Origin of the sequence: Pseudoalteromonas sp. Of7M-16, from assembly GCF_022347805.1 — a bacterium.
GTDB lineage: Bacteria > Pseudomonadota > Gammaproteobacteria > Enterobacterales > Alteromonadaceae > Pseudoalteromonas > Pseudoalteromonas luteoviolacea_F.
In genome coordinates this window covers 97,818-119,114 of sequence record NZ_JAKRFY010000021.1, presented here as the reverse complement: position 1 = coordinate 119,114, position 21,297 = coordinate 97,818, and the positions used below count along the sequence as shown (strand labels likewise).

The window sequence follows — 21,297 nt, the reverse complement described above, 5'->3', positions numbered from 1 at the left end:
GTAATTAGCGACTAAACGAGTTTTACTTTAATTTATTATTTTTGATTTCAATGTCATTATTTGATAAGCCACAACTTAACAAATAAGAGAATTCCCCTGTTGCCATCGCGGCGGCCGAGGAAGTACCGCTGACCGCGATACGTTTGTTTTGTTTTTGAAGTAACGCGGTTGATGGTGCGTAATAATCCACGCAATTACCGTAATTTGAAAAGGGCGCAATACTCCCATCTTTAGACAATGCGCCGATTGTAGTGACTCCCTCTATTACAGAGAGTTTATTGCTAATACATGCGTCTTGAGCATGATTGCCTGCCGACACAATCACAAATGAAACATCACCATGTAATAAACCATCGTCAATGACACTTGCCAGTAACTGCGAAACAAAGGGCAGTGTCCAACTACTGTTAACAATATCGGCATTCATTTTTTGAGCGACGCTGAAGGCTAATATCATGGCCGAATTGAGTGTACTAGCCTGTTGAATAGCGACAACTTCTGCAACGTGACTCATTTTACTGATTGGTTTGGAATTGAGCTGTGATGCAATTACACTTGCCACCATAGTGCCATGCCCAGCAACTCTCGTGGTGTCAGCTATCATGACTTCTTGTCGATCAGCATCGTATTCCAGCAAGACATTAAACGGTGACAACGCTGTGCTAGAAAAGTCAAAGCCATCATCAATGATGGCGATCCGTGTCGGTGAAATTGACACTTCACATTGTGAATTTTGCAAACGGTTTGGTGGCTTAAAATGAATATTTACACCTTTACGTGCTTTACTTGTGCGATGATGGTTTTTTACTATTGCATAGTCTGGTTGCACAGCTTCTACGCTCGATATATTTTCAAGGCGTTTATAAACCGTAAGGAACTGCCCCTTCTGGGGAGAGATTAAAACAATGTCACTATTGCTTAGTTCAGACAAAAGCTGTGTCTGAAATACACCTGTTAAATGCGTAAACTTGTCTTTGTAACCCTTTTCAACTTGAATAATTATTTTGTGGTTGAGATAAAACTCCTGACCAATATTACTCGTGTAAATATTAGCTGTTTCTGAGGTGAAAAGTGCGACATCTCGGCCGTAATTTTTAAATGACACGTAAGCACCCTCGGCATTATCAGCTGCGATAATGCCGAAGTGAAGTAGCAGGAAAAATATCGAAATCACTTTCACCAGACTCTTACTCAACTAACTGCGAGGTGGGAAAACGCCATCTATACACAAACAAAACTGCAGCGCTAAATATGGTTGTCGGTTTGCATGCGATTGATTTTGTCCGTTACTCAGTACAGCGTTGTAATTAAGCGGTACGTTTGATCCAGTGCGAGGTTGAGATGAGTACACCCTTGCTACACCGCCAGAACTGCCTCGTGCCGCTGAAATTAATCCAACATTGTTTGACTGTTCGACTAAACCATCTTTAATGGTCTCTCCGCAATACATATCATGGCTGTGTGATGGTAATTGGCTTTCCAATAAAACAACTTCAGGGATACCAACTTCACTACCCATATCTCCAGGAGATAAACCTGGGCCAGTACCGAACATAGTTGGCGTTCTGCCTTGCAGATTTGGGATTTGCATATTTGTAGTCCCATTACCGCCGTAAGTCGTACCGATAATTGCATAGAGCGCTTGGTTTTGAGAAATATCAACAAATTGCCCATCACATACAGTGTAACTTCGAGGAGCAAACGTGTACGGTAGCATGTCAATTTGACCAATAAATGGATCCATTTTATTACTCCTTTGGTTAGTTGCGTGACGGATAAATGCCATTCATACAAATAATAAAACCGATATAGAGCATCGGCATTCTATTTTCATGAGGTTCATCTCCCCCAGTTGTGCCAATGGTTCCTTCAGCAAATGGGTTGGTTTTTAGGCCTGATGTAGAATCTGGTAAATAATGTAAATCGCTGCCAATATACGACTGGCCTGAAATAGGGGCATCCAATTCAGAAACCGCCGTGGTTACTTGAACCAAATGGTTGTGTGCTGGGATTTCATTGACTGTCAACGTGACTTTTTCAAGGCCATACTTTTGCCCAATTATACGATTTGGTAACCCAGGACCTTGCCCACTGCCTACAGGTATACGACCTCGCATATCAGGCAAAGCATAAGTCGTTCTACCATCACCGCCAAAGTTTGATCCCAACAAACTAAACAAGGAGGCATTATCCGTTACCGCTTGCAATTGTCCTGCACAATATGACCAGTTATATGGGGAGTAAACACCCGCAAACATACGAATTTCAGCTATAAATGCATCACTCATAATTTACTCCTTTTGTTAATTTCGCGGCGGAAAAGCGCCATTGAGCGCTATCACAAAACCAATGACCGTGGTTGGTTGAATATTTGTATGTGACTGCCCACCGCCAGCAGCACCAACACTCTGAGACGACAGATTGTCCAAACTGCCAGAGTTTTGTGCATAAAACTCTTTAACCCCAGTAGGAAACTGCGTATTTGTTAAGGCAATGGTGTATTCTGCATTTGGATCTGAAGGACTAAAGGGCAAAAAGCTGTCACCTTCAATCCCCTCTACCTGCAAATCATGATTGTGCCCGGTCTGTTCATTGGTCAATGTGACTTGTTCAACGCCACCTTGCTGACCTTGTTGCAGAATATCGTACTGACCAAAATGCACAGGTGCGCGCCCTCGCATGTCTGGTAAAGCAAAGCTAGTTCTGGCATCGCCGCCAAAGGTTGCCCCAATTAAAGAAAATAAAGCGGGGTTGTTGTTAATCTGCATTGTTGCGCCATTACAGTCAGCCCAATGCACTGGTGGAAAGTTAAAGGCAATCATTTGTATCATGCCCAAAAATGGATTAACCATAAATACCACTCCTTCTACTTTGGATGGGCCATTAGCCCACTGCTTGATCACGTCTTCGTGAAATAACGATTTGATACTTATCATGGTCATAAATGCTCATGAACATCTTGTACTCACCAAACGCGCTGTGTTTAAAAAGGTAACTATCCTGAGGTAACTGGTTGTTTGTATCGCCCTTTAAAGAAATGCTAAAAGAGTGGTACTCTTCGGTATCAATTTTACCCTGAGCCACATCACTCACCTCTAATTGACTTAAAAGTCGCTCACCATCTTCCGAATGCACTTCAACCTTTTGGCCAATCAATGCATGCATCAAATCTTGTGTCACTATTTCCATTTATTTCTACCTTTCTCTATTGGTTGAGAGTTGTACGCGAAAACAGCCCTAGACCCACATTAAACACCAACAATGCTCTTCATCGCCGGGGGATACCAAATCATCAATTCATGGGGTGGTTGAACTTGTATAACTTGAAAACCGAGATCTAAATACAGACCCTTCACGTCTAGATTGTGGCTCAACACTGACAGCGTTAATGGCACTGCGGATTGCGCCGCACAATGTTGAAAAGACTGAATAATAGCGCGTCCGAAACCATGACCTCTCGCCGCCATTAAAAAACCGATATCTACAAGTCGAATTTCATCATGACCAAAGTCAAGCGTGGCTTTACCTATCGGCTCACCATGTTTTTCTATTATGAAATACATTGCATTGGGATACTGAGCACCATAGCCTTGAGTCTGCGCTTTTAACTGCATCTCAACGATTGATTCAATAAAATCTCGCTCGCCATCAATACACTGCAAATCCTCTCTTACTTCTCTATGCAGCCTTTCGATAAATGGTCTATCACTTGCTGTTGAAGGACGTATATGAAGCCCTTCAGGTATGGTAAATTGCACCATTTTCCTTATCCTCTTTTGTGCACTTATTGAGTATATGCAGCTTTAAAACTTTTGCTCGGAACTTTCTATTAAATTTTTCAGCCAAATACCTACTTTACAGTCAATAACTAAATTGATTCTCGCTACAGCTCCCAGGTTAGAAACACTGTGCTCTAAATCTGCATTGAGGTACCACACTTCACTACATTTCATAGGCACTACCCGGTTGCTTACGACAAACTCAACCTGATCCGAACCCGAAATTGGTACGTGTATACGCGCCTCTCCATATTCCATCGACAGACGGTGATCTCTGTGTGGCAGAATATGGCTGTCTGCCTCTAGACGCATTAACCTTACCGACTTAAGCGGGCATTTAAATTGAGCAAGAAAGCTTTTTAATGTGGGCAGCCTATCCATGATTGGTAAGGGGCCATATTGGGCGTTTTGTTCTTCAATTGAAAAGCACTGGAGGATCGGGTGTGCATTGGCGTGAGCTTGATTGGCGTAGAGTGGCAATACGTTCCAATGACCTGAAAATCCAGATGCGTTAACATGTGAGTACCAAGTGAGCTCATTTAATGTTAATACTTCGTCTTTCAACGCAGTAAAATCACAGTTTAAAGCGAGTTTGGCAAAAGCAATAGGGTTATCAATATACTTACCTATATTGGTGCTCATTAAAATTAGCCTATAGATCGACCTGCAATATCGAACTTATAGACTGTGTCTGCAAATTTTCCACCAACCACTTCGATAAAATCATAACCGTCAATAGAGAGTAATTTAGGCTGCTTGGTCAAGCTTGTTGGCGCGTAACTCATCAAATATACGCCCTGGCTGTCAAACTTCTTAATATCGTTGGAATAGGTGTTGAGAATATGGACATGGCCAGCTTTGTCACAAGTTATCGATTTAATGCCACTAAGCTGATGTTTAAGTTCAACGCCAAACTCCCCAAAACTTCCGAGTATTTCTCCATTAAAGTCGAGCGTATATACGGTAAAAGCGGTTTCACCTATGACAAATACTCGCTGTCGCTTTTCATCAATCGTAAAATCCTTAACGTGTACCATTAATGGGATCTCACTGATTTTTCTTCCGTGTTCATCGTATATATCAATGCTGTTCGATGATTCAAATAAAATATAGATTTTGTTTGAGTAACGCCTTGCTATCTGTGGCTTAAGCCTCACTTTGACGATTTCTTGTTGCGGGTTTTCAACTAAACTGGAGGGGTAATCTAGCTTACTTAGTGTTAATTCCTGCTCGCTCAATCGTTCAGTATATTTATACTCAGAAGCCTTCGAATGAGCCACAAATGACTCTGAAGCCATCAACATACTAGTAGTGCCCAGCAACACAGATGATTTGATAAATTCCCGGCGTTCCATTTTCTGTCCTTTATTTCAACGGTCGATGAGATTATTACAGGATAATGAATAATAATAAATTACACGAAATTACATTATTGTAAATATTCGAGTTGACAAGCTCATACTTATGTCTAGAAACAGGCTACCCCTTCCAATTAGAGTCATGATTAATTACCACCACAAACTAGATAGCTAGAGCATTAACAAATCTTTTATTGCGAATTTTTATACTTCCTCCAGCCACACAATCCCCTTTAACACAACAATGAAAATAAAAATATACAGCTGATGCGATTGGGAGGTGGGAAAAAAGAACTTTAATCCCAAAAAACTGAATAAAAAATCAAGGCAAGCTTTTCTTACTAGGTAAAAAATCGTATGTATTATGGATGTGAAATTAATTATAACTTGTAATCGTAAACGACTAAAAAACGATGTAATATCTACAATTCAATTGCTGTACCAAACGTTTCTTGGCAAAAATAATTAACTCGAAGAATAAGCATAATGTCATTAACACATTTTTCTGATCCATATATAGAGAATAACTTTGAATCCTCCCACTATGAGCTACTTCATAAGATTGGTGAAGGTGGTTTTGGTAAAGTATATAAGGCCAGAAACAAAAACACTGAGCAAACTGTTGCCATTAAATTTCTTGCCCTTGAGCCCCATTTAGAAGAGTCAAAAAAGAAACGCTACGTTGAACGATTCAAGCGAGAAACAGCGCTGAGTGGCCAGCTAGAACATCCACATATCGTGCGACTTCTAGACAAAGGGCAAGTCAATGAACACCTTCTTTATGGTGTTTTTGAGTATATCGAAGGCCTGTCTTTACGTGAACACCTAATGCAAGAAGGTGCGCTAGATGCTGTTGATGCCACAGACATTATGCTGCAAGTGCTCGACGCGCTTATTCATGCACACAAAAAAGGGATTATTCACCGAGATATCAAACCCGCTAATATCATGCTTACACAAGCAGGTGCGAAAACCCATGCCAAAATTCTAGATTTTGGTATCGGTACCTTGACGCAAGAAAACAGGCATCAAGATTTCTCGACAATTACTTTAACTCAAGAGACGATAGGCACCCCTTCTTATAGCGCGCCAGAGCAGTTAAGGGGAGAACCTGCTTCAGAAAAAACAGACTTATATGTTTGGGGTCTGGTCTTACTAGAATGCCTAACTGGCATGCCAGCGGTGACAGGTTCTAGTGTGGCCTCAATCTATCACAAACAGCTCAGTGATGTGCATATTCCCATCCCAAGTGCCTTGCTCGGCCACCCTTTGTCAGGGTTACTACGCAGAGTTTTACAGAAAAACGCCACTGAACGTGTAATTTCCGGAAAAGAGATATTTTCTGAACTTCACACCATGAACGTCTCAAACTTGGTTGGTATCTTGGCCGATGTTCAAGCGCAACATGGATACGATGACCACACAGTTGTGCTGCGTAATGACGATCCTAATAGCCCAGTATCGCAAGACTATACAACACTCACGGAACGTAAGCAGATCACAGTACTGGCATTGCGTTTGAGCGCCAAAAAGCTGAACGAAAGCGCTAAAGATTTTGACGTCATTGATACCTTATTTAAGTCTCAACGCAACCACTGTATCGATATTGCAACACGATTTGGGGCATATCATGTCGGTAATCTCGCCGATACGATGTTGTTTTATTTTGGTTACCCAGTAGCAAGTGACAATGATACTCGACTAAGCGCTAGAACAGCGTTAGATGTGATCAGTGAACTAGGCAAACGTAATGCACTGATGCAAGAAGCGCACGGAGTGCAACTCAATGCTCATATAGGTATACATTCGGGTATTTTCGTAACCTATGCCAACTCGGTACCTGAAGGCAACATAGCCAACACAGCTATGGACCTAGCTAGGCTGGCAGGGGAAAGACAAATTCTCTGTTCCACAGAGTCTCGGGCTATTTTAGAGCCCTATAGTGACTTCGACTATTTTGACAATATCCAACTTGGTTTGTCTTTTGAGCAATTGTCCATATACAACTTAAAAGGCGAAAAGCGTATCGAAGCGTTTGGCTTTATGCGCGGTACCAAGAGTCATCATAAGTTAATTGGTCGACAACTGGAATTAGACAAAACACTGTCAGTGATCAATGGCGAAAACAATACCCGTATCGCCCATATTTATGGTGAAGCTGGTATTGGGAAGTCTCGACTACTGCAAGAAGTTAGAGACAATGCGAGCAAATATCAACATTTGGTAGCTCAGTGTTTGCCTGAGCACCAAAACAGTGCTCTGTACCCAATTCTCAATTTAGTTAAATATCTATTCAATACGGACAATCAGACGACAGACAAAATCACGCAGTTTTTCACTGATGTCTTGGCTGACTGTGGCCTGTCAGATTCAGAGATTAATGCCACTATACCCATCTTAATGGTATGGCTCGCTATTGAATTGCCTGAAGATATGCAACCTTCTTCTCAATCACCTGACGAGCAAAAGCAGCTGCTTTTTGCAGGCTTAAGTGCGCTGTTATTATCTCGTCAATCCAGTATCAGTGAATTTAAGCTCTATATCATAGAAGACATTCATTGGTCAGACTCTATTACCTTGGAGTTTTTGCGTTATTTTGCCGCACAACTTCTAGACGGCAGCGTTATGATCAGCACTTCGAGGCAAGCCTGCCCAAGCAGCTTGCAAGACCTGACACTGTTAGAGATCGAGCTTAATAAACTGACTGCACAAGCAACAACAGACTTTATTGAACAGCTATTCGACAGCAAAAATGTATCCGACAATGTACGTTCTGTGCTGGTAAAACGCACTGATGGCATACCACTGTTTATCGAAGAGCTGGTCGATATGCTCAAAGAAAAACAGCTCGTTCACGAATCTGGTGGTGCCATCACATTTATCAGCCCAGATAGGCTAGAGCAAGTACCGAGCAGCTTACGTGAGTCATTGCAACAAAAGCTTGATAACCTAGTGCATGCCAAAGAAACCGCTCAGCTTGCCGCAACCATAGGTCGAGAGTTTGAATACGAACTGTTAGTTGCAACGTCTTCATTGAGCGAAGATCAAATTCAAAATGACTTAAACGAGCTACTTGAGCGAGAATTAATCGTTCAACAAAGGCGAGTAAACAGTGACAGCTATGTATTTAAGCACGCCCTAGTCAGAGATGCAGCCTATGATAGTGCATCGGCGTCAACTAGAAAGAGCATGCATTTGAATATTGCCAGTAGAATGCGCATACTGCCTGACAATGCCTTAGAAGATATCGCCTTTCACTATGAAAAAGCACAAGACTATCAACAAGCCTATAAATTAAATACACAGGCTGGTAAACAAAAAAACAAAGTCGGACTGAACTTACTGTCGATCCCTTTATTTAAGCGTGCTATTGAGCAAATTCAACATCTCACCTCAAGTGAGCAAACCTCTTTAGACGAAATTGACTTACAATTTACGCTTTCAATGTCACTCGCTGCAACTGTTGGCTATGCACATACCTCCGTCAGACCACACATTGAAAGAGCACTAGCCCTTTGTAATAACCTCAATGATCCACAACCTACACTCGACGTATTGTGGGGCATAGGTATTACCCAAGTTGTATGTGCCGATCATCGAGAGGGCATAAAGACGGCTGATACGTTGTACCAAGGAGCCCTTAAAACAAACAACGTCAAATATATGGTTTCATCTTTGTTTATCAAAGGCACCATCCTTTGGGCTATGGGTCGTTTCAACCAGTCCCTTGCCGTTTACCGTCAATCTTTAGCGCTATATGATTACGAGCAGCATCATCAGCTATTTACTGACTACCCTTTTGAAGTTGGTATTTCCTCACATATGCTTCAGGCTTCAAATTGCTTACTGCTCGATGATTACGAATCGAGTGAACAACTGGTTGAAAAAGCGAATACATTGGCAATAAAACATGACGTACCATCATGTACCGTTCATGTATTAGCAAGGTCAGCTTATCACTACACGATTGTTAATGACCTGAGCAAAATTAAGCATTATGCACAACAGTGCCTAGATATTTCGAAAGATTGCAACTTTACGTTGTGGCAAGCCTATGCCGAACTGCTATTAAGCTGGGTTGATATGAAATCTGAGCTACCCTTTTCGCTCGAGAATATGGCTCAAAACCTCCAAACATATGTGGAAACAGGCTCAGTCGGTCACTTATCTTGGCTAAAATCTCTGTACGCTGAAGCACTCCTTCACAATTCAGATATTGATTTAGCACTCGACAACATCAATGAAGCCATTGCCTTGGCCTTTAAACAGAAAGATTACTTTTACCTGCCTGAAAGCTTTTTAATCAAAGACAAAATTCTCGCCGCACTTGGTAAACCGTCAAATTATGCCAACAAAGCGAAAAAATTGAGACAGCTACAACAGGTATTTGGCCGTCAAAGCCAATAAGCAAACATCAAGGGGCTTAATACAGATGAAAACAATTCAATTAATGACCGTCACACTGCTGGGTTTGTGTGCGACAAACCTGCTTGCGTTTGATACAGCAAACAGCACAGCAGTGGCATCATCGGATATGCTGCCAACTACCGAGTGTGATTCTAGATCACTCAGTGAATATGCATTAAAACCATGCTATCCAGCCACAATTGAAAATACACCCACAGATACATCGGCATCCCGTTTTGCATACAAGCAATTTTATGCCGTGAACTGGCCTTCCCAAAAAGGCAAAGTTGGCTTGCCTGATTTAGATGCAGACTATACCACTAGTTCAGACCACCTGCCGGTATGGCAAACTTGGCCACGCTTGCAAGATTTACAATTGAGCCAAAAGCAAAACGAGCAGCTCAGCTGGAACAGCCTAAACTACTTTATTCCAAAACAGTGCCAGAGTTTGGTTGAAAAAGACAAAAATGGTGACTCTGCACTTTCAAAATTCGTCAAAAATAACCCAAATATTCCGGTCAATTCTAAAGTAGAGGTACTATTTGATATCACCGACGCACACGGTGACGTATTATACGATATCAATAACAAACCCGTGTTCTATCAAATTTACTTAAACGAGCAATCTTGGCAATTCCTATCTCAACCAAACCCTGCCAAGCCTTATGATTTCGCGATAGGAAATTACGATAATACGCAAAGAGGGGCAATGTTCCTTAAAGCATCTTGGATGCTACTTGATAAAACACAAGTTGCAGATTTTCATAGCAGTGTCGCATTAGTTGTCGATCCGACGTCTAAGGCGTGCTCTATAGAAGTGGTAGGTTTAGCTGGCTTGCACATTGTCAATAAATCGATCCCAAGCCAATATACTGAGATCGATGGAAACCGTGTAAATAACTGGTCATGGTCTACCTATGAACATACAAATAACGCCCCTAAAACCAGTGATTTGAAGCTTTCTGAGACTAAGCAATCTTGGAACTTATTCAATATCGATTTAACCAACAAAGAAACATTTAACGCGCTTGAGAAAACATGTAAAAACAACAGCGAGTGGGATTTTTCTCAAACCAACTGTGAAATAAACAGCCCATCACCGGACAGCACAACTTCTCAAATCGTAAACACACTAGAGTTGCCAAGAGAAATAGCCAGCCAAAAGCAAGTTTACAATGATCAAGCGCATAAGCGATTGAAAAAGTATAACTCTAATTTTATCAATTACGAGCTGGTCGCAAGCCAATGGCTAAAAGATAAAGTTATGTCACCAACTAACTTATCTAACACCACTATGGAATCTTTCTTCCAAGAAGAGAATTGCTCTGCTTGTCACAGTGATGCTGCTGAACAAGACTTTATGTTTTTAAATGATAGTAAACTGAAATCGTTGCCCGACTGGATCCAATTGTCTGGTGACGCCAAACTATTTAATTAGGATACAAAAATGACTCAAGAAGCTTTAACTGAAGAAAAAATGTCTGCACTACTGGCTGTTAAAGACCGTTTTAGTTGTCTAGAAATGCAAAAGAACATGATCGTAAGAACCGATCTACGTATTGCGACTTCAAACTTATACCCACAGTTAAGCGCGAAGCCAGCTCTAAAACTATTGCTAGCGAATATTTACTATATTCCGAGTAGTAATGTGGCTTTAACTGATGAGAACACAGTGACCAACTTCTTCGAATCAAACGGTGTTCCGATCGACAGCGAAACAAGCGTTGTAATGAGTGAAGACTTTGCAAACTATATTGTTGAAGGCAGTGCACAACAAGATTCGAACGATGTAATTTCACTGGTACTTGCAAACGTTGGCTACCGTTGTGCATTTTCGGACCTTACAGATTTAGAGGCGAACGAAAACTTTGATTCTTTAGATGCTGACGCGCCGGTTCTTGCTGATGTTGAAGAACAAGCACGTATTGGTATTTTGGTATGGCAAATTGCTATGAACAGTGCACTGCGCACTGAAGTAATCAACCTGATTGCTGAAGGAAACGAAGCGGCACTTACAGACAAGCTAGTATCAATTAAACTTGAAAATGACTATGGTTTTGTTGCTCAAAGCACAGCTGAAACAATTTCAAACGGATTGGTCGTTAAAAAAGATATTAAGTTTGTTGCAAGCTACATTGGTAAAAACATGTATAAAGCAACTTGGTAATCCCCCCTTTTTTCTGAGTGCAAACTACAGCTTTTGCGCTCTGAGAACAAGGTGACTTGATTGCTCAGCGATCCAGCCATGCATCACAGATGGTTTAGGCTAATTCTAGTGAATGTTGGATCGCTTTAACTCAGGAAAAAAAATTGTCTTTTGCAAGGCTACTCATTACCCAGCTCCCCACTAAAACACCTATAAGCACACCTTTATTTCAATGCTTTGCAACCAATTTCAAACCACTCAACACGGAATCTACCAAAGCGTGCCAAAGGACTAGAAGCACAATGTAAACTAATTTCGCCTAGCAATAAAACTTGTGTACTTAATTTCAGTTTTCTCTCCTTTTATTCAAAGATATATGCCAAAATATGCCCCAATACGCATAAAAGGATTATGTATGAAAAATATATTCTGCCTCATTACCTCTATCGGTTTATTAAGTTCAGCTCAATTCGCACAAGCTGCGGATACAGGCTTTGGAGTATCTATCTTCGGAGGGCACTCTATCAATCACGACTTAACAACCAGTAAAGACCTCACAATCGACCTTGAAGACAACAGTCACTTTGGTATATCTGTCGATAGACTCGTCAACCGAACACGTTATGGCATGTATTACAGTTTCAATGAAACTGAATTTGCTGATAACGCCATCGCAAAAGTTGACATGGAGTACTTATTGTTCCAAAGCGCTATCGAACTTCCTATCAATGACAGTTTATCAAGCTATGTCGGTGCACAGATTGGTGTAAACCGTATCACGCCAAACTTTGCCGAAGCGGATGAGTTTTTTGCATCAGGTTTATTCACTGGCATTGATTATCATATTGGTGCTGGTTTCCACGCCTTTACCGAGCTTAGATGGATGGCAACCATTGTAAAAAATACTTCTCAAGCTGTCTGCGACGATGACCCAAATACACAAGACAATTGTATTTGGCACTTTGATGGTGACGTACTAAGTCAGTTCCAATTTAGTGCTGGTCTAAATTACCGTTTTTAGTCGCGTTAAACTTTGCTTTAGTTCATCAATAAAAAGCCTAGTTTTATATGGGGTGAAGCGGGTGTTTGGGTAATAAGCCCACAGCTGCTTCACCTCTGATTTCAAATCTGGCAGGACCGGAATTAAAACCCCTTGCTTTAGCTCTCGGGCGACATATTGCGGGGAGATAAAAATTAACCCCATCCCCTGAATGGCTGCCTTCATCAATGCATCAAGATGGTCAGATACAAAATTGTAGTGACTAAAATCAAATAAGCTGCCGTCTTCTAAAATTATCCCGCCTTTCTTCTGGTAGTAATTACTCAATAACATCTTATGGGCTGCCAAATCTTCAATGGCCGTTATTTTTTCACATTGTGATAAATAGCTAGGTGCTCCGAATACCGTCATTTGATAGTCAGCCAATCGAATTCCTTTGTGAGCCGCAGAATCAAACTCTTCATAATAACTGGTGATCACCAGATCATGCTCAAGATCTGGCGGAGAACCCGGCGTCAATATATTCAAATGAATTGTGAGGTTTTCATACTTATCTAAAAACTGCTTAATGACAGGCATTAATAAACTACTGCCTATGGCTTGGGTCGCTGCTATTTTTAGGGTACCTTGCGGCTCAAGCTCACTCCCTTGTGCCTGCTCGAGCATATCGTCAAACTGCCCGACCCAGTTTCTTGCATAGGACAAAAAACGAATGCCATTTTCGTTTAAGCTTACCTGCCTAGTCGTACGCACAAAAAGTGTTTGACCCAACTGTTTCTCAAGCCAGTCAATTCGCTTGCTCATTGCCGACGCCGATACACCTATGACATCTGCGGCCTTGGTAAAACTGCCCATATCCGATAATACAACAAAGCTGCGCACAGCACTTAGCCAATCCATATTATTTCCTATCAAGAAAAAGTCTTTTAATTATTACCTTATTTTTAGGACATTAAAAGCAGGTTATAGTAGCGCCTATTGTGCCCCACCATGAGTAACTGCCTTGAATAGATATATTGCTTTGGCCGCTTTTTTACTGTCATGCTCTCAATTGGCCAGTCAAATATTTATGCCCGTATTGCCAGATATCACGCAAAACCTTGCACTTACTGAGGGAGCAAGTCAGGCAATTATAATTAGCTTCTTTGTTTCATTGGGAGCCGCACAATTAATTGCCGGCCCGTTATGTGATAAATATGGCAGTCGACCAATTTTTATCTGCGGACAAATCATTTTAATACTGGGTACATTGCTGTGTGCTCTGGCGTCTAATGCCGACACTTTTTTAGCCGGTAGAGTGTTACAGGGCATCGGCAGCGCAGCCCCCGTACTAGTCAGCAGAGCCATTTTATACGCTACGTTTAAAGGCAATAAGCTAAACAGCTCTATGGGCAATTTAGCCATTTCCGCCAGCCTAGTTGCATTGATCACACCTCTGATTTCAGGCACGCTCGCAGACATGTTTTCATGGCAGGGAATGTCCTTTGCTCTTATTGCCTATTATGGCTTTGTGATGGCATTTGGTCTGGTTGTCTTTCCGGCGCAGCAATCCACAAATATATCATTGCGCCCCGCTGCACTTGTAAAACAGTATCTCGATATCTCCCTCAGTCGTTTTTTTGTATCTATGGCTGTATTAAAATGGGCGCCGACATTTTTATATTTGACTATTCAGCTTTATTTCCCCTTTCTTTTAAGGAATCAATTTAACTTTACTACCGAGCAAATTGGTCAAGCGATGACGGTATGTATGGGTGGTCTACTTATCGGTTCTTCCCTTGCCAAAGTCATGCAAAAACGGGTCTCCCATTTAAAAGTTGTTGTTTATTTATGGCCTGCTTTGCCAATAAGTGCGCTGACTTTCCTATTTTTTCACGGTTCTGTATACGCCGTGATCTTCGCTTATTGCGCCATATTGTTTATTTTTGGTGGGTACTTCCCCAGCTATATGTATTATGTCGGACACTTCCATACATCACGTTCCAGTACCGCCAATGCACTTGTGGGCGCCACCGAATTGCTGATATTTTCAGTAATTGCTTGGCTTGCTAATCAATATTTAATTAGCGGTCCTGACTCGATAGCGATTATTGTCGCAACAATTTCTATCATCGTACTATTGGCTGCAAAACATCTCTCTTTTGCAGCAAAACCAAATCATTGTATTCAAGGAGAAGCACCATGCAATTCGAAACCGAACGACTCATTATAAGACCTCTACAGTCCTCCGATTTGCACGCTGTTTATGACTCTCGACGGAACCTAGAAACATCAAAATATATCGGCAAACCGGAAACCCTCGATGATGTTAAAAAACGCATTGAAGAAGCAAGACAACCTTTTGAAAATCTGGAAGGGCAAAGATTGCTGCTCACATTGGAGTGCAAATCATCGGGTGACTTTATTGGCGAAATGTTATTCAAGCATACCCAATTGGCTAGCCGCATTGGCGAAATAGGCTATCGATTGAGCCCAAAGAAACAGAAAAAAGGCTATGCTTTTGAAGCCGCGAGTGCACTTATTTCGAGGCTATTCGCAGAGTTCGACCTAAATAAAATCACGGCTATTTGCGCCACTGAAAATACCGCTTCATGGCAACTGATGGAAAAACTCGGAATGAAAAAAGAAGGCTGCTTGCGCGAATATATGTTACTCCAAGACAGGTGTGTCGATAGCTACTTATACTCCATATTGAAAAGGGAGCACGTCGGTTAATTATCGACCTTCTTCGAAATAAATGGTGAATGGCTTAATAAACGCAATAAAAGGCGTTTTTACTTGTTAAATCCTCAACATTGGATTCTGAAATTTTATCTCTTTATTGGCTAACGCAGATATCAATCAACATCTATACTGTTTAAAAGCATTGATGTAGGAGTTAGTTATGAGAATGCGCAAAAAGCTCATCAGTAGTTTTGTCCTGACGGTGATAGTTCCAATATTAGCAATATCTATCATGAGCATTACGCGCACTAAGCAAGAATCTCTCACGCGATTCACCGCTTCATCCGATAGTGAAATACGTCAGGTTGAAAATACCTTCGTATTATTTTTCGAACAAATGAAAAACAACGCGCGATTTTTAGCACAAAGCCAAGCTGTAGTGAATGTCAGTGACGACACCAGCACATACTTTGGCGCTGAAAAAATGATGACCCCTGAGACGTCTGGAGACAACGAAGCCGAGATTTTTCAATTATTTGAAAGTTTTGGCGTGACCCACCCCGAACTCTTATTTGTATATCTTGGCACCGCTCAAGGTGGCTTTATTCAATATCCAGCTGAACCACTTGGCGGCTACGATCCCCGCAAACGCCCTTGGTATCAAGAAGTAAGCCAAGCGTCAGACAAGGTCGTCATTACTGAGCCTTATCAGGGCGTCACAGGACAAGCTATGGTATCGGTTGCCACGGCGATTAAACGCGACGGTGCACTTGTCGGCGTACAATCACTGGACGTCACGCTGGCAACATTAACCGATATTGTAAGTAGTATTCAGCTAGGAGATACCGGATACCTAATGTTGTTGGACGGTAATGGCACGATACTGGCCGATCCGAAGAACCCAGATAGCAACTTCAAAAATGTCGCTGACCTGTCATCACCTAAATACCAAGCCATCAAAAATATGAGCAGTTCACATAAGGATGCACTTGTCGCCATCGAAGACGCCGAAACACAGATGATGGCTAAATCATATTATTCTAAAACATTAAATTGGACCTTCGTTGCTTTGATGGATGAAGACGAAATTCTCTCTTCAGCCTACGCAATGTCTTACAATATCAGTGTTATCGCACTAATTATGTTGGTGCTGTTCATCGTCATTGCGATTGTACTTGCCAATAAAATCGTCTACCCCATTGAAATGGTTTCAGAGGGGCTCAAGGAAATAGCACAAGGTGAAGGTAACTTGTCAAAACGACTGCAAATAATTGGCAATGATGAGATCAGCGAGCTTGCTTCATGGTTCAACCAATTTTTAAATTCGATCAATGCGCTGGTTATTGATATTAAGAACAATGCCAGTAATTTGAATGAGCAGGCTCAGCAATCTCACGGCAGTATTGATGAAATTCGGGGACAGTGCCATCACCAAGCCAGCACCTCTCAACAGACAGCTGAGCACACCCATGCCATGGAAAATATGGCAATGACGGTCAATGACAATTGTACCCAAGCACTGAGTGAAATATCCAATACCGATTCACATGCTCAGCAGGGCAATGAGCTCATTCAAAGCACGGTTAAACAAGTTGCCACGTTAAACGATTCACTGGGTAGCTCAGCTCAAGCAATGAGCGAGCTTGAAGATCAGAGCAACAATATTACCAATATTCTCGAAGTCATTAGAACGATTGCCGAACAGACCAACTTACTGGCGCTCAATGCCGCCATTGAGGCTGCTCGTGCCGGTGAGCAAGGGCGAGGCTTTGCAGTAGTTGCTGATGAAGTACGTACTTTGGCCCAGCGCTCTCATGACGCGACGAAAGACATTGAAAAAGTACTCACAAAGCTCACTGAAAAAACCAGAGCGGTGTCTAAACATATGACTTTAAGCGTTGAGGAGTCCAAATCAGCCATCGAACAGTCTGAGCAAGCTCATCAGGCTTTTGAAGAAATTGCAGATTCGATATCGAGGGTCAAACCCATTATCGCCAATATATCGCAACAAGCGGAGCAACAAGGTGCTTACTCAAGCGACAGTCGTACTCAAATTGAAGGCGTTAACCAGTCAATCAAGCAAGTGAGTCAATCCGCTGACACCTTGTACGATGGCGCAAAACAGCTGGTTATATTCGCTAACAACCTCAATGAACTCGTTGGCAGGTTTAATACTGATTAAGACAGTGTCAAACTAAGTTATAGAGGGGTTTGCTGCGCCATCCCCTCTAAAAATTGCAAACTTGCGCGCTCCTTGTCGCTGGGTTTGTATGGCTCTCTTTTTAAATCTGACAAATCAGCTGCGTGCAATGAAATTTCTGTGATTAAACTTTCACCATAACGGGTTCGCTCCCCTGGTACTGACGACATGCGTTCAACAATAAAAGTCATCAGTTTGAGGTCATTGCTTAGATCAGGCAATACAGATTGATGGGCTTTTAGCGCGATTTCCTGTTTTCCATTAGCCAGCTTTGACTTTGTCACCAAATGCGCCAAAGGCGTTCCACCATCAAATAAGTTGGCTCGCACTCGATAGATACCCGCATCCTCCACTTCTAGCTCTAAAGCAATGATTAAGTCACTACCTTGCACATCCATGTATTTTAACCCGACGAGTTTTGCACTCGGCTGTACATACTTTGCCTGTGCCACAATAGTAATGGGATCTCCCCCCACATCTGCGATCACTTTCAATTGTATATCACCATTAAAAGCTTCTTTGGCTGGCAATTTGGTATTGGCTTGTCCCTGCGAGACACTCAATCCCTTCTCAAACAGTATTTTGTTTTTTTCATCAACCAAACTTACAATCACCTTCGCCCGAGAAATACCCTCTCCGGTCAGCTGCAATTCAATAGGCTCTGGATATGTAAATCTGTATTTGTTGAGCGCCAATGCAATCGTCCCGCTCAGATCAGAATTCGGAACCGTGACAGGAACAAAACGATTGGGTTCCAAACGATCAATATCGTGAATGCTTAAGGGTTGAGAATAAGGTGCATAACGTAACGTTTCTCGGTAATTAGAAGCGATGACTTTTGCTGCTTTTTGTGTGCTGGTAAGTTGAAATGGAGACATTTCGACTGCACTTGTGGCTGGCTCTTTGTTTATCGAGGCTACATCAGGTTGTTGTATTTGAACATCTATTACTGCTTTTGGCTCACTGACTGATTGCATCGGCTGAGTGCTGTTATTTGGCGCCAGTATTCGCCAAATAACAAGTGCCAACAGGGCACTTGTTACAACGGCAACAATTTTCTTCATAATGCCTACTCTGGAATTGCAGCAAAGAGTAGCGCTGACATACTGGTGTTGTCAGATTGTCTTACATACCTGTACTTCTTCTTCCATAGCCAAAAGCCTTTTTCTTCTTCATAAGTAGAAAATGCCACGCTTTTGTTTGGCGCTACATTAATTGAAGTATTGGCAGTTGTGACTTTACCTTTTGCCTGATTCAATATCACTGAGTAATGATCATAATTGTCACTCATTAACATCGGATAGTGATAAGGTAAAAAGTGTCTGACGCCGTCATCTTGACTGGTTAGCTTTCCGTCCATTCCAACATGTACACTACAACTGTCAAATGCCGCAACTTGGTTAGCACCACATGCAGAATGAGCCGCTACAACACTGTCATCAATACCCGGTAAAAATAGCTTCGTAGCATTGAAGTACAAGTCTCCGTCTGCAACAAATCTGAGTCTAGGTGTGCGATCTCCCGGAAAACTCGCAATTTGACGCGCATTGTTCACTTTTAAATCGTTTAAGACACCTAGCGTTTGACCTACAGAACGTCCAAGCCAAGCTCTAACAGCGGCTTCTACAACTGGGTTTGCTAAACCATTGGCAACATTCACAGCTAGGTCCGCTAATTCACTGCCGCCGCCCGCACCCGCAACATCGAAAGTAGCAACAATATTTAGTGGCTCAAGCCCTGCATTTTCTAGCCAGTTCGCTTGGTTATCTATGATGTATCGAGTGATCAAGTCACCTGTTGAATGTGTCAAGAAGATACAGCCTGGCTGACAAACACCTTGTTCCGACATAGTGCGTAATTTTGGCCACAAGTAATCACTTGCAATTTTGCCTTCTACACGCTCATAAGACGGCCAATCGATGCGCTCGTCGGCTAGGCCTCCCCAATATTCAGCCCAGTATGCTTCACCATCACTGTCGATTTTTCTCGGATCCATGGCTGTCAACTGTTGAGATTGAAAACCATGTACTAGCACAGTTTTATAGGCTTTCGCGTTGGCACCGACACTTGTACCCACCAACGTTAACACAAAACTGCTAAGCAAAATTCGCTTGATTAAATTCACTGACGTACGCTCCACTTTTATTATATTAATAACGCAAACACACCCCAACGACTTCGTGTTTCGTTATACAAGGATTACCAAGTAAAAACTCAAAAATCAAATTTAAAACGCAATTTATTTTCAAATTTTTAACTTTAAAGATCAAAAAAAGGGCAATTCATTAATCTTTAAGCCAAATATATTAGTGGTTAAAATTGAAACAAACGTGATGATAAGGTTATAAAAAGATGAAAAAATAACTTATTAGTTATTACACTGCTGGCCATCAAAAATCCCTAGGTTGAGAAGCAATATCACCCATTATTTCAACTCGTTCACACTCGCGGGAAGCACATGAAGGCATAATATAGGAAAGTCAGGTTACGAATTTTATGTCTACTATTTTAATAGCAAAGAATAGAATAATGATAAAGTCTAAAACAGGTGGTGATAATATGTATGACGCCTAGAAAAATTGGCGGGTTGGAGTCTGGCGTTTCAAAAAGATAATTTTAGAAGTAGCTTAACCAGCTACCTCTACACGATTGCGACCATGGGATTTAGCAAGATACAACGCTTTGTCCGCGCATTCGACCAAGCTGTGCCAAGTCATTGTCTTGCCGAATAATGCAATACCAAAACTGGCGGTAATATGTTTTAAAACCTCGCCTGTTTCTTTGTCTTTCAGTGACAGTTTGGCGATGTCCTCACGAATTCGGTTAGAAAACCCGACAGCTTCACTAATACTAGAAAAGGAAATTAAAATACAAAACTCTTCACCACCGTAACGATATGCTTCACCTTCGGCTTCACTGTGCAATTGAAGTTTTTGCGCTACTTTTCTCAAAACATCATCGCCGCGTTGATGACCAAATTCATCGTTGAATTGTTTGAAGTGATCAATATCAATAAAGATCAGCACCTTTTGTAACTGGCTACTTTCATCACAAAACTTGATAATATCGTCGTCAAACTTTCCTCGATTGAGTAAGCCAGTTAACTTGTCAGTGCTCGCTTTTTCCTGCGCATCCGTTAAGGTATCTTGCAGTTGTTTTATCTCACTATATGCAACTTCAAGTTTTTTCTGAAAACACAGGGCATTGTGCTGCATAACAATAGATTCTTGGGTCAGTTTAGAAACATAATTCAGTACATCATTATAGATTTCCGGCCCAGCAGTAGTATTTTGCTTTTTCAGTTGATGTAAGCCGACATGACACTCAGACAAAACAGCTGAAAACTCTTCCGAGCAATTCAATGTGTTATTGATCTCTTGTTCAACATTGTTAAGTGTGCCCTTTACTAGGTCTGACATCTCGTGGAACAGAGCAAGGTCTTGTTCACTTAAGAACTCATCAAACAGCGCCTTAGCCTGATCCGACGGACAAGTACCATGCTGCGCAAGGATCTCCTCTAATTTTCGATTGAGATCAGGCTCTTTTCCCAAAACATAGCAATACCAAATCGCATAGTTCATAGGCGATAACGGTATTTGGTACTTAACCATAAAAGGTACAGCTTGTTTTAAACAACTTGCGGATTGAGCGAAAGAGCTATTTTGTTCCATGTAAGACCCGTCAAACCACCAATTTCGGTGGCATCATTATTAATTTTTGTTCTGCTTTGAGAGCCAAGAAAT

At 41.6% G+C, this 21,297-nt stretch carries 19 protein-coding genes; 7 read left to right on the top strand and 12 right to left on the bottom strand.

Going from position 1 to position 21,297, the window contains the following annotated elements:
- Positions 1-22 precede the first annotated feature (22 nt).
- From MHN81_RS19950 to MHN81_RS19915, 8 genes are all read right to left on the bottom strand, one after another.
- On the bottom strand, positions 23-1,105 hold the full coding sequence (locus MHN81_RS19950) for a S8/S53 family peptidase (protein WP_239426522.1): 1,083 nt from the start codon (positions 1,103-1,105) through the stop codon (positions 23-25).
- A gap of 90 nt (positions 1,106-1,195) precedes the next feature.
- Entirely contained in the window at positions 1,196-1,744 is a 549-nt protein-coding gene (locus MHN81_RS19945; protein ID WP_023401451.1) for a tail fiber protein, read from the bottom strand.
- Between the two features lie 16 nt (positions 1,745-1,760).
- Entirely contained in the window at positions 1,761-2,288 is a 528-nt protein-coding gene (locus MHN81_RS19940; protein ID WP_023401450.1) for a tail fiber protein, read from the bottom strand.
- A 15-nt stretch (positions 2,289-2,303) separates the two neighbouring features.
- On the bottom strand, positions 2,304-2,942 hold the full coding sequence (locus tag MHN81_RS19935; protein WP_023401449.1) for a tail fiber protein: 639 nt from the start codon (positions 2,940-2,942) through the stop codon (positions 2,304-2,306).
- A complete protein-coding gene (locus tag MHN81_RS19930; RefSeq protein ID WP_023401448.1) occupies positions 2,884-3,189 on the bottom strand; it encodes a hypothetical protein in 306 nt (101 codons plus the stop codon). The genes MHN81_RS19935 and MHN81_RS19930 overlap by 59 nt, the downstream gene beginning before the upstream one ends.
- Positions 3,190-3,248: 59 nt before the next feature.
- Positions 3,249-3,761, bottom strand: a complete 513-nt coding sequence (locus tag MHN81_RS19925) for a GNAT family N-acetyltransferase (protein WP_239426521.1) — start codon at positions 3,759-3,761, stop codon at positions 3,249-3,251.
- Positions 3,762-3,803: 42 nt separating this feature from the next.
- Positions 3,804-4,421 carry an aspartyl/asparaginyl beta-hydroxylase domain-containing protein gene (locus MHN81_RS19920; RefSeq protein WP_239426520.1) on the bottom strand — a complete coding sequence of 206 codons (618 nt, stop codon included), beginning with the start codon at positions 4,419-4,421 and terminating at the stop codon, positions 3,804-3,806.
- Between the two features lie 5 nt (positions 4,422-4,426).
- Positions 4,427-5,134 carry a hypothetical protein gene (locus MHN81_RS19915; protein WP_239426519.1) on the bottom strand — a complete coding sequence of 236 codons (708 nt, stop codon included), beginning with the start codon at positions 5,132-5,134 and terminating at the stop codon, positions 4,427-4,429.
- Positions 5,135-5,623: 489 nt separating this feature from the next.
- Between MHN81_RS19915 and MHN81_RS19910 the strand changes: the two genes are divergently transcribed.
- The 4 genes from MHN81_RS19910 to MHN81_RS19895 all read left to right on the top strand — a co-directional run bounded on the left by MHN81_RS19910 (position 5,624) and on the right by MHN81_RS19895 (position 12,711).
- Positions 5,624-9,544: a TOMM system kinase/cyclase fusion protein gene (locus tag MHN81_RS19910; RefSeq protein ID WP_023401444.1), complete on the top strand. Its 3,921-nt coding sequence runs from the start codon at positions 5,624-5,626 to the stop codon at positions 9,542-9,544.
- Positions 9,545-9,569: 25 nt separating this feature from the next.
- Entirely contained in the window at positions 9,570-10,982 is a 1,413-nt protein-coding gene (locus tag MHN81_RS19905; RefSeq protein WP_239426518.1) for a hypothetical protein, read from the top strand.
- 9 nt (positions 10,983-10,991) lie between these two features.
- Positions 10,992-11,711 carry a hypothetical protein gene (locus tag MHN81_RS19900; RefSeq protein WP_239426517.1) on the top strand — a complete coding sequence of 240 codons (720 nt, stop codon included), beginning with the start codon at positions 10,992-10,994 and terminating at the stop codon, positions 11,709-11,711.
- Between the two features lie 394 nt (positions 11,712-12,105).
- On the top strand, positions 12,106-12,711 hold the full coding sequence (locus MHN81_RS19895; RefSeq protein WP_239426516.1) for an outer membrane beta-barrel protein: 606 nt from the start codon (positions 12,106-12,108) through the stop codon (positions 12,709-12,711).
- Here the strand turns inward: MHN81_RS19895 and MHN81_RS19890 are convergent.
- Entirely contained in the window at positions 12,694-13,590 is an 897-nt protein-coding gene (locus MHN81_RS19890) for a LysR family transcriptional regulator (protein WP_023401440.1), read from the bottom strand. The two genes, MHN81_RS19895 and MHN81_RS19890, sit on opposite strands and share 18 nt — an antisense overlap.
- A 103-nt stretch (positions 13,591-13,693) precedes the next feature.
- Between MHN81_RS19890 and MHN81_RS19885 the strand changes: the two genes are divergently transcribed.
- The 3 genes from MHN81_RS19885 (at position 13,694) to MHN81_RS19875 (ending at position 17,536) form a co-directional block, all read left to right on the top strand.
- Positions 13,694-14,902, top strand: coding sequence for an MFS transporter (locus MHN81_RS19885; RefSeq protein ID WP_063383323.1), 1,209 nt, complete (start codon positions 13,694-13,696; stop codon positions 14,900-14,902).
- Positions 14,872-15,405 (top strand): GNAT family protein, encoded by a 534-nt coding sequence (locus MHN81_RS19880; protein WP_023401438.1) that lies wholly within the window; start codon positions 14,872-14,874, stop codon positions 15,403-15,405. Before MHN81_RS19885 ends, MHN81_RS19880 begins: the two co-directional genes overlap by 31 nt.
- A gap of 169 nt (positions 15,406-15,574) precedes the next feature.
- Positions 15,575-17,536, top strand: coding sequence for a methyl-accepting chemotaxis protein (locus MHN81_RS19875; RefSeq protein WP_023401437.1), 1,962 nt, complete (start codon positions 15,575-15,577; stop codon positions 17,534-17,536).
- A 17-nt stretch (positions 17,537-17,553) separates the two neighbouring features.
- Here MHN81_RS19875 and MHN81_RS19870 read toward each other — a convergent pair whose 3' ends face one another.
- The 3 genes from MHN81_RS19870 to MHN81_RS19860 all read right to left on the bottom strand — a co-directional run bounded on the left by MHN81_RS19870 (position 17,554) and on the right by MHN81_RS19860 (position 21,225).
- Complete coding sequence (locus tag MHN81_RS19870; protein WP_023401436.1) at positions 17,554-18,618, bottom strand: hypothetical protein; 1,065 nt, start codon at positions 18,616-18,618, stop codon at positions 17,554-17,556.
- Between the two features lie 5 nt (positions 18,619-18,623).
- On the bottom strand, positions 18,624-19,679 hold the full coding sequence (locus tag MHN81_RS19865; RefSeq protein ID WP_023401435.1) for a hypothetical protein: 1,056 nt from the start codon (positions 19,677-19,679) through the stop codon (positions 18,624-18,626).
- A gap of 502 nt (positions 19,680-20,181) precedes the next feature.
- Positions 20,182-21,225 (bottom strand): GGDEF domain-containing protein, encoded by a 1,044-nt coding sequence (locus MHN81_RS19860; RefSeq protein ID WP_023401434.1) that lies wholly within the window; start codon positions 21,223-21,225, stop codon positions 20,182-20,184.
- Between the last annotated feature and the right edge of the window lie 72 nt (positions 21,226-21,297).